This is a genomic window from Bosea sp. 685, from assembly GCF_031884435.1.
Taxonomy (GTDB): Bacteria; Pseudomonadota; Alphaproteobacteria; order Rhizobiales; family Beijerinckiaceae; genus Allobosea.
In genome coordinates this window covers 2,962,907-2,976,718 of sequence record NZ_CP134779.1, presented here as the reverse complement: position 1 = coordinate 2,976,718, position 13,812 = coordinate 2,962,907, and the positions used below count along the sequence as shown (strand labels likewise).

The 13,812-nt window shown below is 65.8% G+C and carries 12 protein-coding genes; 3 read left to right on the top strand and 9 right to left on the bottom strand.

The window, feature by feature from the left end; translation table 11 throughout:
- The 3 genes from RMR04_RS15445 to RMR04_RS15435 are packed head-to-tail and all read left to right on the top strand — an operon-like array spanning nt 1 to nt 3,840.
- Nucleotides 1-957: an ABC transporter permease gene (locus RMR04_RS15445; protein WP_311915477.1), complete on the top strand. Its 957-nt coding sequence runs from the start codon at nt 1-3 to the stop codon at nt 955-957.
- Nucleotides 957-1,808, top strand: a complete 852-nt coding sequence (locus RMR04_RS15440) for an ABC transporter permease (RefSeq protein ID WP_311915475.1) — start codon at nt 957-959, stop codon at nt 1,806-1,808. The genes RMR04_RS15445 and RMR04_RS15440 overlap by 1 nt, the downstream gene beginning before the upstream one ends.
- Nucleotides 1,801-3,840 carry a dipeptide ABC transporter ATP-binding protein gene (locus RMR04_RS15435; protein WP_311915474.1) on the top strand — a complete coding sequence of 680 codons (2,040 nt, stop codon included), beginning with the start codon at nt 1,801-1,803 and terminating at the stop codon, nt 3,838-3,840. The genes RMR04_RS15440 and RMR04_RS15435 overlap by 8 nt, the downstream gene beginning before the upstream one ends.
- 138 nt (nt 3,841-3,978) lie before the next feature.
- Here the strand turns inward: RMR04_RS15435 and RMR04_RS15430 are convergent, their stop codons facing one another.
- From RMR04_RS15430 to RMR04_RS15390, 9 genes are all read right to left on the bottom strand, one after another.
- Nucleotides 3,979-4,959, bottom strand: a complete 981-nt coding sequence (locus tag RMR04_RS15430; RefSeq protein WP_311915473.1) for an agmatinase family protein — start codon at nt 4,957-4,959, stop codon at nt 3,979-3,981.
- Between the two features lie 521 nt (nt 4,960-5,480).
- Nucleotides 5,481-6,521 carry a glycine betaine/L-proline ABC transporter substrate-binding protein ProX gene (gene proX / locus RMR04_RS15425; RefSeq protein WP_311915472.1) on the bottom strand — a complete coding sequence of 347 codons (1,041 nt, stop codon included), beginning with the start codon at nt 6,519-6,521 and terminating at the stop codon, nt 5,481-5,483.
- A 127-nt stretch (nt 6,522-6,648) separates the two neighbouring features.
- On the bottom strand, nt 6,649-7,596 hold the full coding sequence (locus RMR04_RS15420; protein WP_311915471.1) for an ABC transporter permease: 948 nt from the start codon (nt 7,594-7,596) through the stop codon (nt 6,649-6,651).
- A complete protein-coding gene (locus RMR04_RS15415; RefSeq protein ID WP_311915470.1) occupies nt 7,589-8,782 on the bottom strand; it encodes a quaternary amine ABC transporter ATP-binding protein in 1,194 nt (397 codons plus the stop codon). The genes RMR04_RS15420 and RMR04_RS15415 overlap by 8 nt, the downstream gene beginning before the upstream one ends.
- Before the next feature lie 175 nt (nt 8,783-8,957).
- Nucleotides 8,958-9,272 carry an NIPSNAP family protein gene (locus RMR04_RS15410; protein ID WP_311915469.1) on the bottom strand — a complete coding sequence of 105 codons (315 nt, stop codon included), beginning with the start codon at nt 9,270-9,272 and terminating at the stop codon, nt 8,958-8,960.
- Nucleotides 9,269-10,117, bottom strand: a complete 849-nt coding sequence (locus tag RMR04_RS15405) for an alpha/beta fold hydrolase (RefSeq protein WP_311915854.1) — start codon at nt 10,115-10,117, stop codon at nt 9,269-9,271. Before RMR04_RS15405 ends, RMR04_RS15410 begins: the two co-directional genes overlap by 4 nt.
- A 1-nt stretch (nt 10,118) precedes the next feature.
- Nucleotides 10,119-11,222 (bottom strand): LLM class flavin-dependent oxidoreductase, encoded by a 1,104-nt coding sequence (locus tag RMR04_RS15400; RefSeq protein ID WP_311915468.1) that lies wholly within the window; start codon nt 11,220-11,222, stop codon nt 10,119-10,121.
- 56 nt (nt 11,223-11,278) lie between these two features.
- A complete protein-coding gene (locus RMR04_RS15395; protein ID WP_311915467.1) occupies nt 11,279-12,790 on the bottom strand; it encodes an aldehyde dehydrogenase in 1,512 nt (503 codons plus the stop codon).
- Nucleotides 12,791-12,805: 15 nt separating this feature from the next.
- The gene (locus tag RMR04_RS15390) at nt 12,806-13,786 is read right to left on the bottom strand and encodes a flavin reductase (RefSeq protein WP_311915466.1); all 981 of its coding nucleotides are present in this window, start codon (nt 13,784-13,786) and stop codon (nt 12,806-12,808) included.
- Nucleotides 13,787-13,812 lie beyond the last annotated feature (26 nt).

The following is a 13,812-nucleotide window of genomic DNA, read 5'->3' as shown; positions in this document are numbered from 1 at the left end:
ATGCTGGTCTATGCCGCGCGCCGCATCCTGGGCATGGTCGTCGTCCTGTTCGCCATGTCGGCGGTGGTCTTCGCGGCGATCCATCTGCTGCCCGGCTCGGTCGCGCATATGGTGCTGGGCGAATACGCCACGGCCGACGCTGTGGCGGCGCTGGAGCTGAAGCTCGGCCTGCGCGACCCGATCCTGGTGCAATACTGGCGCTGGCTCTCGGGCGTGCTGCATGGCGAGTTCGGCCAGGCGCTCTCGATCGATCAGCCGGTCGCCAGGCTGATCGGCGGGGCGCTCGAACGTTCGGCTGCGCTCGGCGGCATGAGCCTGCTGCTGGTGGCGATCATGGGCATCGCGCTGGGCATTCATTCCGCCGTCCATCGTGGCTCGCTCAGCGACCGTGTTCTGACCATGATGCAGTACACGCTGATCGCCATCCCCGAATTCTTCTGGTGCACCGTCGCCATCATCGTCTTCGCGGTCTGGCTGGGCTGGCTTCCGGCGACCGGCTATACGCCGCTCGCTGATGCCGGCCTGCTGCAATGGCTGCGGCATCTGATCCTGCCGGTGATCTGCCTGTCGCTGGGCCTGACGGCGCATGTCTCGCGCATGGTGCGCTCATCGATGCTGGAGGCGATTGAGAGCCGCTACGTCTTGGCCGCGCGCGCCAAGGGCGTGCCCGAGCGGCTGGTGCTGCTGCGGCACGCGCTGCCCAACGCCATGCTGCCGGCGATCACCGTGCTCGCCATCGACGCCGGCATCCTGATCGGCGGCATCGTCGTGGCAGAAACCGTGTTCTCCTTTCCGGGGCTGGGAAGCCTGTTGATGTACGCCATCCAGAACCATGACATCCCGCTGCTGCAGGCCGGGATGCTGGTCGTCACGGCGGTCTATTCGCTGGCGACGTTGGTCGCCGATCTCGCATCGGCCATGCTGAACCCGCGCATCCGGTTGGGGGCCGCGCACTGATGACGGCCGTCGCGCAGAAACGCCGCCGCCGGCATGTGCCGCTCATTCTGGTAGTGGGAGCCGCCATCGTTGTCGTCATCGTCCTGCTCGGGCTGATCGGACCCTGGATCGCGCCTTACGATCCCACCATGTTCGCCGTCCGCAGCCGCATGCAGCCACCTTCCGGGCTGCACTGGTTCGGCACCGACGAGTTCGGCCGCGATGTGCTCTCGCGCATCCTGGCCGGCGGCTATTATTCGCTGGCGATGGGCTTCGGGGCGACTGCGATCAGCCTCGTCGTCGGCGTTCCGCTCGGGCTGATCGCGGCCTTCTATCGCGGCTGGATCGACGATGTGATCATGCGGATCATCGATCTGATGATCTCGCTGCCGCCGATCCTGGTCGGGCTGCTGATTTTGGCCGTGACCTCGCCGGGGCTGGGCAAGACCATCGTCGCGGTAGGGCTGGTCTATGTACCGATCATGACGCGCCTGACGCGCTCGGTGGCGCTCAGCGTGCTGGCGCAGGATTTCATCGAGGCCGCTGCCGCCCGCAGGGAAAAGACCTTCTACATTCTCTGGCGCGAGGTTCTGCCGAATGTCTGGCCGACCATCATCGTCGAGACCTCGCTGCGCATCACCTTCGCGATCCTGCTGGGTTCCGCGCTCTCCTTTCTTGGTCTCGGCCCGCAGCCGCCCGCCAGCGAATGGGGCTTGATGATCGCTGAAAGCCGGCCCTTCCTCGATCGCGCACCCTGGATCGGTCTTGCGCCCGGGCTGTGCCTCTGCGTCCTGCTGGTCGCGGTCAATTTCGTCGGCGAGGGCCTGCGCGACCTGCTCGATCCTCGCATGCAGGGGCGCGGTCATGGCTGACCTCCTGCTCAATATTCAAGGCCTGTCGCTGCGCTATGCCACGGCCAACGGCCCGGTCACGGCGCTGGACGATGTTTCGCTGGCGATCCCGCGCGGCGGCGCGATGGGCCTCGTCGGCGAAAGCGGCTCCGGCAAATCGTCCATGCTGCTGGCCATGCTCGGCCTGCTGGGCAAGGGTGCCGCGGTCACGGCCGATGCTGCCCGCTTCGACGGGCAGGATCTGCTGAAGGTTGCCGCGTCCCTGCGCGGGCGGCGGATCGGAACCGTTTTCCAGGATCCTTCGGCGGCGCTCAATCCAGCCCTGACCATCGGTATGCAGGTGGCTGAGCCGTTGACCCTGCATCGCGGCATGAACTGGCGCGAGGCAATGGAGCGAGCCGAGGGGCTTCTCGCGGAGACCGGTATCCACGATCCCGCCTCGGTGCTGAAGGCCTATCCGCATCAATTGTCGGGCGGCATGAAGCAGCGCGCCGTGATTGCCCAGGCGCTCGGCTGCGAGCCGGACCTGCTGCTGCTCGACGAGCCGACGACTGCACTCGATGTCACGGTCGAGGCGCAGATCCTCGATCTGCTCGACGCGCTGCGGGCGCGGCGCGGGATCTCGTTGCTGTTGGTCAGCCATAATCTCGGCATCGTCGACCGGATCTGCGACGACCTGACGGTGCTCTATGCCGGCCGCGTGGTGGAGCAGGGGCCCTGTGCCCGGGTTCTCGCGGGGCCGCGCCATCCCTATGCGCGCGGGCTGATGGCGGCCATGCCGGTCATCAGCCATGCCAAGCAGCGCTTGACCTCGATCGAGGGAAATCTGCCGGATCTGACGGTGGCCGATCCCGGCTGCAATTTCGCGCCGCGCTGTCCCTTCTCGGTGGCGTCATGCGCCGAGCCCCAGGTTTTGGCAGGCGAGGGCGATCATCGCGCGCGCTGCCACCGGGCGGCCGAGACAGCCGCTCTGCCCTGGCCGGAACAGACGAACGAGGCCTCATCGATGGTGGCCGTGCCGGAGCGCCGGCCCTTGCTCGAGGCGCGCGGCATGAGCCGGCGTTTCGCCGGCCATGGCGGCCTCTGGCGCAGTCTCGACTGGCGGAGCGGTTGGCCGAAGCTGGCGCCGCGCAAGAGTGTCGTCGCGGTCGACGATGTGACGATCGAAGTCCGCAGCGGCGAGGTTCTGGGCCTTGTCGGGGAATCGGGCAGCGGCAAGTCGACGCTTGGGCGGCTGCTCTTACGTCTGGTCCCGGCCGATGCGGGGCAACTCGCATTCGGCGGCACTGAGGTTCCGCTGCACCCCTCCAGCGATTTCTGCCAGCAGGCGCAGATCATCTTCCAGAACCCGGATTCCGCGCTCAACCCGCATCATACGGTCTTAGAAATCCTGAAGCGTCCGCTCGAACTGTTCGGGATTGCCAAGGGGGCGGCGGCGGGCGCGGAGATCGACCGGCTGCTGGATTTGGTCCGGCTGCCGCGCAGCTACCGTACGCGCTATCCGCACCAGATGTCGGGTGGGGAGAAGCAGCGCATCGGCATTGCGCGCGCCCTTGCGGGGCGGCCGCGATTTATCGTCTGCGACGAGGCGGTCTCGGCGCTCGACGTGTCCGTTCAGGCCGCCGTGCTGAATCTGCTTTCCGACCTGCGGGCGCAGTTCGGCCTGTCCTATCTGTTCATCTCCCACGATATCGGTGTGATCGCGCATATCTCCGACCGGATCGCGGTGATGTATCGTGGCGCCATCGTGCAGCAGGGCGAGGCAGCCCAGCTCCTGCGCGGCCCGCATCATCCCTATACGGCGTCGCTGTTGTCGGCCGTTCCGGTCGTGGGTTCGGCAAGGTCCCAGGCAGGCAACCGCATCAGGTTGGCCGAGAACGCCATGGCCGCTCCCGGCGAAAAGGGCTGTTCCTTCGCCTCGCGCTGCCCGCAGCAGCTCGGCAGCCTGTGCCGGACGCAAGCGCCGGCGCAGCGCCGGCTGAGCAATGGCGTCATGATGGCGTGTCACCTGCCGGACGCGCAGTTGGAGACGGTCGCGCTAGGTTTGTCCTAGAGCAGTTTCCGATCAAGTTGGATCACTCAATTGCTCTAGGCCATTGTTTTAACGCGCTTTATTCACGCGAGCCGATATCCACATCGCTCGAAAACGCTCTCGTCGCTTCGGCGACCGACAGCGCCGTCAGCCATCAGCTCAGGCGGCGGCAGCAGGCTTCGACGACAACCCGTAGAGCAGGCTCAGGATCAGCGAGGCGCCGGTCGAGCCGGTGATGTTGCGCGGATCGAAGGGCGGTGAGATCTCGACGAGATCGGCACCGATCACCTTGCCGCTCGCGCCGATCCGGCGCAGCGCATACTGGATATCGTGAGCGGGAAGGCCGAACGGGTTGGGGGCTGCGGTTCCAGGTGCCTGCGACAGGTCCAGCACGTCGATGTCGACGGAGACGTAGATCGCGTCCGTGCCGTTTCCGGCGACCTCGAGCGCCTGCTCGACCACAGAGGCCATGCCGCGCTCGCGAACCTCGAGGCCGGAGACGACGGTGACCCCCATCTCCTTGGCGTAGTCGTCGAGTTGCGGCGAGTTGGTGAACTCGGCCATGCCGATCTGCACCAGATTGGGGCCGCTCAGCAGCGTGCCGGGCATCTCCAGCGTCTTGCGGAAGGGCACGCCGCTCGATTCAGCGCCCAGATGCGCCTTGCGCAGATCGTGATGGGCATCGAAATGGATCACGCCGAGCTTCTTGCCCGGGCCCATCGCCTCGATCACGCCGCGCATATTGGGATAAGCGATCGAGTGATCGCCGCCGATCATCACCGGCACGATCCCACGCGAGACCAGCGTGCTGACCGTCTGCGTGATGCGCTTGAAGGTGCCTTCCATATCGGTGAGCACCACCTGAACGTCGCCGATATCGGCGGCGCGGAAATCCGTCATGGTGCGGCGGTCGCGGCTCGAATAGGTGGTGAAATACATCAGGCCCTGGCGCACCGCATCGGGGCCGTGCCGCGAGCCCGTCCTGACCACGGAAGCGCCGTCATAGGGCACGCCGACGATGGCGCAGTCGAGATCGAGCGTACCGTCCCAGCTCAGCCAGGCGCCGGCACGATGCTCCGCCACATCGCCTTTCATGGTGTTGACGATCAGGCCGGGTGGGAGAAGATCGAGATGTTTCAAGCTGCGCTCCTTGCTGTCCGTGGAGCGAGATTAGACCTGCCGGGCGCAGGCGGTGAAGTGAAGCTTCATCAGCCTTCAGGTGAGGGATTTTCAGCTATGGAGGCTGCGCGGCCAGCGAAGCCGCGAGAAGGCGAGGGCGGTCATCAAACTCTCGGCCTGACATCTAATCCTTGCCCCCGTGGATGCATCCTCGATTGATCCAAAAACGGCATCCACACCGCAATATGCGAGCCGGTTCAGAACGAGCCAGCCGTCGTTATCGTTCGTGATGCGCCTGCCATGCGACGCCGATCAGGCGATTGGAGAACGGCGCCCTTATCCGGATTTCGGGACAGAAGCCCTGGGCCGATCACGCCGGTTTCAAGGTCAACGCTGCCTTCGCGCCGCGGTTTGCTGTCCTTGCCCGGCTTTGGCACAAACGCAGCCGCACATCGGGCGGCTGCGTTTGCAAGCGGGCTATGAGCTCGGGTCCAAAGGCTTCGACGAAACGGTCGCGCGCCCGGATTGAGAAGGACCGGACTTCATTTTGCCGAACGGGCGGCCTCGACCCAGCCTTCGAACTGACCTTTGTGCAAGCCGATCCACTCATCGGCCATCTTGGTCACGAGGGCGGTGCTTCCGCCATTCTTGTTGATGCTGGCTTCCCAGTTCGACCAGTCTTCGAGCGGGAACTTCATCTGCTCCACGAAGGTTTTCACCGCCGGGTTGGCCGCGACGAACCCTTTGTTGGCGACAGCCGACCAGTTCCATGACGACATCGCCATGCGGCACGGATCGGCCCCGCCGGCACAACCCTTGACGCCGCTGACCAGCGCCGAGCCCTTGTTCGGCACGGAGGGCGGCAGCGCGTCCGCCGGTGTCGGCAGCCAGACCACATCCTCGCCCGGGACGAGGGCGTTGTTCATCCAGGATGGGCTCCAGGCATAGAAGAACGCCGGCTCGCCACGTTTCACGCGGGCGACGGCCTCTACCATCAGCGCCTCGTATTTGCCGCGGATCGATTTCACCGTGTCCTTGAGACCGAACTTGTCGAGCTGGAAATCGACGACGTCGCCGCAGCTCCAGCCAGGATCGCAGTTGATCAGATCCGCCTTGCCGTCCCTGCCGAACAGCGCTGCGATCTTGGGATCCTTCATCTGCTCGAGCGTGGTGATGTTATGGGCGGTCGCTGTCTTCTTGTCGATCAGATAGCCATTGATGCCACCGCCGACGATCATGCCGGCACCCACGATCTCGGCCTGCTTCTCGACAGCGCGAAAGCCGGGCTCGCGCTGTGGGAAATTGACGTCGGTTGCAATGTCGAGATCGCCCTGCGCTGCGGCCTGGAAGAACAGCGTCGTGTTGACGGTGCTGAGCTTCACGTCGTAGCCGAGCTGCTTCATCGCCTTCATCACGATCTGCGCGACGACGTAATTGGCGCCCAGGCTGTCGCTCTGGGCGTAGCGGATGGTCTTGCCCTTCCCCGGAAGCTCCTGCGCAGCCGCAGGCACTGTCGCGAAAGCGATCGCGGTCATGGCGACGGCCGCAGCCGTCAATGTCTTCAATCCGGTTATGCCTGTCATTGCGTTCTCCTTCTCGATGCCGACCTGTTCGGTCGTTTTGTGATTTCCCCTGACCGCCTTGCGGCGGGTCTTCGAGCCGGCGCGCCCTAGCGCTCCGGCTATCCGGTCATGCCGTTCGGCGGCGGCGTCAGAGCGCTTGCTTTGCCGCAGTCACGGTTGCCGTCGGTTCTTCCGAGCGACCGCCCTTGAACAGGCGCATCACCGTGGCGAGCAGTGAGGTCCGCGCCACGCCGCCACGCTTCGGTTCGGCCAGCTTCTGCGTGACCCGGTCGAGCACCATCGCCAGCAGTACGATGGCGATGCCGCCAACCGCCGCGCGGCCGACATCGAGACGGCCCAGGCCCTGGAGGACGACGAGCCCCAAGCCCTCGGCGCCGATCATCGCGACGACGACGGAGAGTACCATCGCGGTGAGCACCGTCTGGTTGAGGCCGCCGAGGATGGTCGGAATGGCAAGGGGGAGCTGGATCTCGAACAGGAGCTGGCGCTTGTCGGCGCCGAAGGCGAGGCCGGCTTCGACGATCTCGTGCTCGACCATGCGGATGCCGAGATTGGTGAAACGGATCAAGGGCGGCGCCGCTGCCGTGACGACGGCGACCTCACCCGGCACGGTGCCGACGCCAAACAGCATGACGACCGGCACCAGATAGACGAAGCTCGGTGTCGTCTGCATGATGTCGAGGATCGGCCGCACCACGTTCCAGACACGGTCGCTGCTCGCGCACCAGATCCCCATCGGAATGCCGATGACGGCGCAGAACACGATCGCGGTCGAGATCAGCGAGAGCGTCGTCATCGCCTCGTTCCAGACGCCGAGCATCGCGATCACCACGAGCGATATCGCGCTGAAGGCCGCGATGCCGGGAGTCGCCAGACGCCATGCCAGCAAGGTAAAGCCGACGACGAAAACCGGGAACGGAATCGCGTGCAGCAGCGCGTCGTTCAGGCTGAGCAGAGCTTCAACCGGCCATTTGATGGCGAGGAAGAGGGGGCGCAGATTGAGCGCGACCCAGCTGACACCCTGCTGGATCCAGCTGTCGATCGGGAAAATGGCAAGATCGTCGGCCTTAAACATGGCGATCTCCGGCTGAGGCGGTTTTGGGGGAGGTCGAGGACATGCGGGACAGGAGCTCGCCGACGCCCAGGGTCCCGACGAGCCTGCCATCCCCATCGACGACCGCCATCGGCGCGCCGTTGCGATAGCTGCGCGCGACCTCGATGAGCTTGGCATTCTCCGGGACGCTGACGTAATCGCTGCTCGGCGTGCCGATTTCGCCGCTCTGGCGCGCATGGCCCAGCGCCGCCCCGTCGAGCGCGCCGAGGATCCTGCCCTCGCCATCGAGAACGAAACCGGGGTCGCCGGCCTCCGCGCCGCCCACCAGGATGCCGCGCTCGGAGCGCAGGATCGGGGCGGCTTCGCGCATGACGGAGCGGGCGTCGAAAAGCCGGGCCCGGTCGATCTCTCGGGTGAAGGCCGCGACATAATCGCTGCCCGGCTCCAGCACGATCGATTGCGGGGTGCCCTCGCGAACCAGCTCGCCTTCAGACATGATCGCGATGCGCGTGCCGAGCTTGAGCGCCTCCTGGAAATCATGGGTGATGAACAGGATGGTCTTGTTCAGCGTGCGCTGCAGCCGCAGCAATTCGTCCTGCATCTCGGTGCGGATCAGCGGGTCGAGCGCGCTGAAGGCCTCGTCCATGATCAGGATATCGGCATCGGTCGCGAGCGCGCGGGCAAGGCCGACGCGCTGGCGCATTCCGCCGCTCAGCTCATGGGGGAAATGGTAGCCCCAGCGCGCAAGCCCGACCACGCTCAGCACCTCGTCGGCGCGGCGGCGACGATCCGCCGGAGAGGCGCCACGCAGCTTCAGCCCGAATTCGACATTCTCGATGACGCGCTTGTTCGGCAGGAGCGCAAAATGCTGGAACACCATCGAGATGCGCGTGCGGCGGACCTCGCGCAGCTCCTCTTCCTTCAGGGGAACGATATCGCGCCCGTCGAGCAGGATCTTGCCGGCGCTTGGCTCGTTCAGCCGGTTGATGCAGCGCGCGAGCGTCGACTTGCCCGAGCCCGACAGGCCCATGACCATGTACATGGCGCCTTCAGGCACGCTCAGCGAAACATTGTTGAGCCCGACGACGGCGCCGAGCTTGTCGAACACGGTGTTCTTGTCCCCGCCATTCGCTAGGATCTGCAACGCCGCCTCCGGCGCCGCTGAGAAGATCTTGTACAGATTCTGAATCTGCAATCGCTCGGTCATGTCCGAAAACCCCTCCTCTCGGCGCCCGATGTCTTCGGGCTTGTCCGACCCCTGCCGCTATCGATTAAGAGCCGGCGCGCGCGGTCCGTCTTCCTGCGATCCAGAGGACGAATGCTGTCATCCCTTGTCGGAAAAGCGCTAAGGGCGATCGCGGCGCTTCACCTGATCCTTGCCCTCAACGCAGCGGCGAAAAATCGGTCGGCAGCAGGATGCGGTTTTCCGCCTGCTCGATATTCTCCGACAGTCGCGGGAGGAAGGCCTGCCAGCGTGGATCGTCAGCCAGTTGCTGGCGCCGCCGCACCCGATCCTCGAAATCGGCATAGGCCCAGAGATGGGTGACATGGCTGAGCAGGCCGATCTCGGTGGTGAAGTAGCCGATCAGATGGCCCAGGATGGGCTGCTGGATCGCCAGGCCCTCGTCGCGCACCAACTGAAGATAGCGCCCCATCCGGCCGTTGCGAATGCGGTAGATCCGCTCCTCGACGATCATGCCGGCTCTCCCTTCGCGCTACCGGTCAGGAAGTCACGCATCAGCGCGGCCACCTGCTCGGGGGCCTCGGTCAGGATCGAGTGACGCAGGCCGGGCAGGATGTGCAGCTGCGAGCCACTGATGCGCTCGTGCATGTAGCGCGCCATGCGTGGGTTGGAGCCGGCATCCTCCTCACCGGTCGCGATGAGGACCGGCATATGGATCTGGTCGAGCAAACCGCCGAAATCAGTCTGCGCCAGCACGCGATAGGCGGCGGCGTAGCATTCGGGGTCGTTCTCGGCGTTGCGCTGCCGCAGCATCGCGATGAGGTCAGGGTTGCGCGCCTGGAAGCCTTCGGTCAGCCAGCGCGACAGCGAGGCGTCATAATGCGAACCGCGATCGCCCGCCTGCAGAGCGGCGAGGCGGGCGGCAACGCGCTCGCGCTCCTCCTCGGTGCGGCCCGCCACGGTCGCCAGCAGCACGAGCCGCCTGAGCCGCCCCGGATGCGTCAGCGCCAGGCGCTGCGCGATCAGCCCGCCCAGCGAGAAGCCGGCGAGATGGAAGGTCTCGAAGCCGGCATGATCGGCGAGAGCCAGCACGTCCCCGACGAAATCGTCGATCTCGTAGCGTCCCCTGACCTTGCTCGAGCGGCCATGGCCGCGCAGATCGAAGCTCAGGATGCGAAACCGGTCGGAAAGGCGCTCGGCAATGCCGTCCCAGGCCTCCAGATAGGAGCCGACGCCATGGATGCAGACCAGCGGCTCGCCTGAGCCCTGCAGCCGGTAGTTCAGCGTGGCCTCGCCGACGCTCAGGCACGTGGCACCATCCGCCTGCGGAGGGCGGACAGCGCCTGTCGCGGCGCCCATCTCAGTGCCCCACAGCGGAGCGGCGCGGCGCCGCTTGCGCATGATCCCGCGCACGGTCCTGATCTCGGGCGGCGAAATGCGGCATCACATCGTCGATGAATAGTCGCAGCGTCTTCACCTGCAATTCGAAGGGCAGGTTGAAGGACAAGCCGAGGCAGTACTGATCGACGCCCGCATCCTCATAGACCTGCAGCTTCTCGATGACCTCGTCGGGCGTGCCGAACATCAGGTTGTCGCGGACGGCCTGGGGATTGTAGTTGGCGCGGTTGGCCACGGCCTCGAACGGCACCGCCTCGGGGAAGCCGTTGGTCACGGTGCCGATGTTCTGCATCAGATTCTCGAAATAGCGCCCGTAATCGACGGAGTGCCGCACCGCGACCTCCCAGTCCTCCTGTCGGTCATAAACGCAGGTCCGGCGCTGCATCATCAGGCGCGGGCGCGGCCGCTCGGGATGGTCGGCCACGGCCTTGCGGAACTTCTCGCCGAGCACGCCGACCTCGGCCGGAGGCGAGGAGAGCGGCGTCGAGAGGATGTTGGCGCCGATGCCGATCGCCCAGTCGAAGGTGCCGGGGTCGCGCGCCGCCACCCAGATGCTCGGATGCGGCTGCTGCAGCGGTTTGGGCACCGAGGTTGCCAGCGGGAATTTCCAGTAGTGCCCATCATGGGCATAGTCGCCGGCCCAGAGCTTTTGCACGGCAGGCACAAGCTCTTTCATGTAGGCGACGCCCTCCTGCTGGGGGATGCCGCCGGCCATGCGGTCGAACTCGTATTGATAGGCGCCGCGCGCGATGCCGAATTCGAGCCTGCCGCCGGTCAAGTGGTCGCAGAGCGCTGCTTCGCCTGCCAGCCGGATCGGCGACCAGTAGGGCGCGGCAAGCGTGGCCGTGCCGAGCCTGATCCGGTCGGTGTGCTGGCCGAGCCAGGTCAACGTCTGGAACGGGTTGGGCGAGACCGTGCACTCGATGGTGTGATGTTCGGCGGTCCAGAGCGTCTCGAAGCCGCCCTCGTCAGCGATCTTTGCGAGTGCGCGCATGTTGGCGACCGCGTCCGACATCGAATCCTGGGGCGAAAAACGCTCCATGCTGATCGAAACGGCAAATTTCATGATGGCCTCCCGGCTCGGCGTTCTTGGCTTTTTGGGCGTTCTTGGCTTTTTGGGGTTCAGCGCAGGCGGATCACGAAGGGGTCCTGCATGGCGCCCGAATAGTCGATCACCACATTCTTCAGGCGCGAGAATTCGCGCATGACCTCGAAGCCGCCGCGGCGGCCGTAACCGCTGTTCTTCATGCCGCCATTGGCGGACATGTAGGCGGCGGAGCGATAGGTGTTGATCCAGACGGTGCCGGCCTCGATGTTGCGGGCGAAGCGCATCGCGCGGTCGATGTTTTGGGTCCAGATGCCCGATGCCAGGCCGTATTCGGTGTCGTTGGCGAGGGCGATCATCTCCTCCTCGCTCTTGAACGGCACGACGCCGACGACCGGCCCGAAGATCTCCTCGCGCATGAAGCGCATGTCGTTGCTCGCCTCGGTCATCACCGTCGGCTCGAAATACCAGCCGCGCGCCAGTTCGCCGTCCTGCGGCTTGCGCCCGCCGGCCGCGACCTTCGCGCCCTCCCGCACGCCGGAGGCGACATAATCCTCCACCTTGGCGAGCTGCGCTGAGAGCGCCAGCGGCCCGATATCGGTGTCCTCAAGCTGCGGATGGCCGACCTTGATGCGCTGGGTGCGCGCGACCAGCGCCTCGACGAAGCGGTCATAGATCGGCTGCTCGACGAAGCAGCGCGAGCCGGCGACGCAGGTTTGCCCGGCCGCCGCGAAGACGCCGGACACGACGCCGTTCACCGCCTTGTCGATGTCGACATCGGAGAAGATGACATGGGGCGACTTGCCGCCCAGCTCCATCTGGCAGGGCACCAGGTTTTCGGCGGCGTTGCCGGCGATCTTGCGGCCGGTGAAAGTCGAGCCGGTGAAGACGTATTTCGCGATGCCGGGATGGCGCGTCAGCGCGTCGCCCGTGGTCGCGCCGTCGCCGGTGACGACATTGACGACGCCGGGCGGAATGCCGGCCTCGATCACGAGTTCGGCCAGCGCCAGCGTCGAGGCCGTCGCGTGCTCGGAGGGCTTCACCACGATGGTGTTGCCGATTGCCAGGCAGGGCGCGAGCGTGCCGGTCAGCATCATCAATGGCGAGTTCCACGGGATGATCATCCCGACCACGCCGATCGGCTCACGCAGGTTGAAGTTCAGCGTGTCGAGCTTGTTGACCGGGATGGTGTCGCCCTGGAGCTTGTCGGCCATTCCCGCGAAATAGAGATAGGAGTCCGGAATCGCGCGCATCTGGGCGCGCATCTCCTTGAGCAGCTTGCCGTTGTCGCGGCACTCGATCATCGCCAGCTCGTCGGCGTTCTCGAGCACGAGCTCGGCGAGACGGCGCACCAGCTTGCCGCGCTCGGTCTGGGTCATGCGCCGCCAGGCCGGGTCGACCAGAGCGGCACGCGCCGAGCGCACGGCGGCATCGACATCGGCGGCGTCGCCTTGCGCGAAGGCGTACCAGGGCTCGGCGGTCGTCGGATCGTAGGAGGGCAGGTAGACGCCGCTCTTGGGCGCGACGAAGCGGCCGTCGATGAAGAGATCCTGGCGTGAGCCTTCGAGGGTTTTGACCGTGGTCTTCATATCTGCTCTGCCGGCTCAGGATTGCGGGTTTGGCGCCCAGGGCTGGGCCTCGCCGACCATGGCGAGACGCCCGCCATCGTTGGAATCCATGTAGATCCCGAAGCGCTTGCTCGCGCTTTCGCGGGCATAGCGGCGCAGCATCGCGCTGATCTCGCGCGTCGGAATCGCGTCATAGGGAAGCTGGTCGATCGGGAAGAACTTCAGCCCGGCCGATAGCGTCGCTGCAGCGGAATCCTGCGCGAGGCGGGCGCGGTAGATCAGGTATCCGGGGTCGCCGTCGGTGACGTCGAACACCGAGTAGAGGAAGGTGTCGTCCGGCACGAGCGTCAGCGCGTCGCCGCCCTCGAGCTTCAGCTCGTTATCGGCGATGCGGCGCTGCGCGCTCGGCAGCACCCAGCCACCCCGACCGTCCGCGCGCAGCAGCAATTGGCCATCGGCCTCAATCAGATAGCCGACGATCATGCCATGCGAGGCGAGCCAGCCCGGCGGCAGCGGATCCTTGACGTTGGCATAGCGACCCCGGCAGAAGCCGAGCGGCGGCGACGGGCTCGTACCGAAGGCCTGGATCTCGCCGATCAGCACGACATGGTCGCCGGCATCGACGCGGCGGTGGACCGTGCAGTCGAACCAGGTCAGGCAGTCCGTCAGGACCGGCGAGCCGGTATGGATGCGGTCATGGCTGACGGTGTCGAACTTGTTGGCCGCCTTCGAGGCGAACAGGTTCGAGACGTCGATCTGCCCCTCATGCAGCAGGTTGACCGCGAAGGCGGGCGAACTGTTGAAGGCTGCAAAGCTGTGCGCGCCCTTGCCGACGCAGACCAGCAGCAGCGGCGGATCGAGCGAGACCGAGGTGAACGAGTTCGCCGTCATGCCACGCGGCGTGCCGTCGGCATCGCGGGTCGTGATGATGGTCACGCCCGTCACGAACGTCCCCAGCGCACGACGCAGCGCGACGGGGTCGATCGTATTGGGGGCGTTCGTGGCCGCAGCGAGCATGCGCTTCACCTCGATCAAGTCAGGAT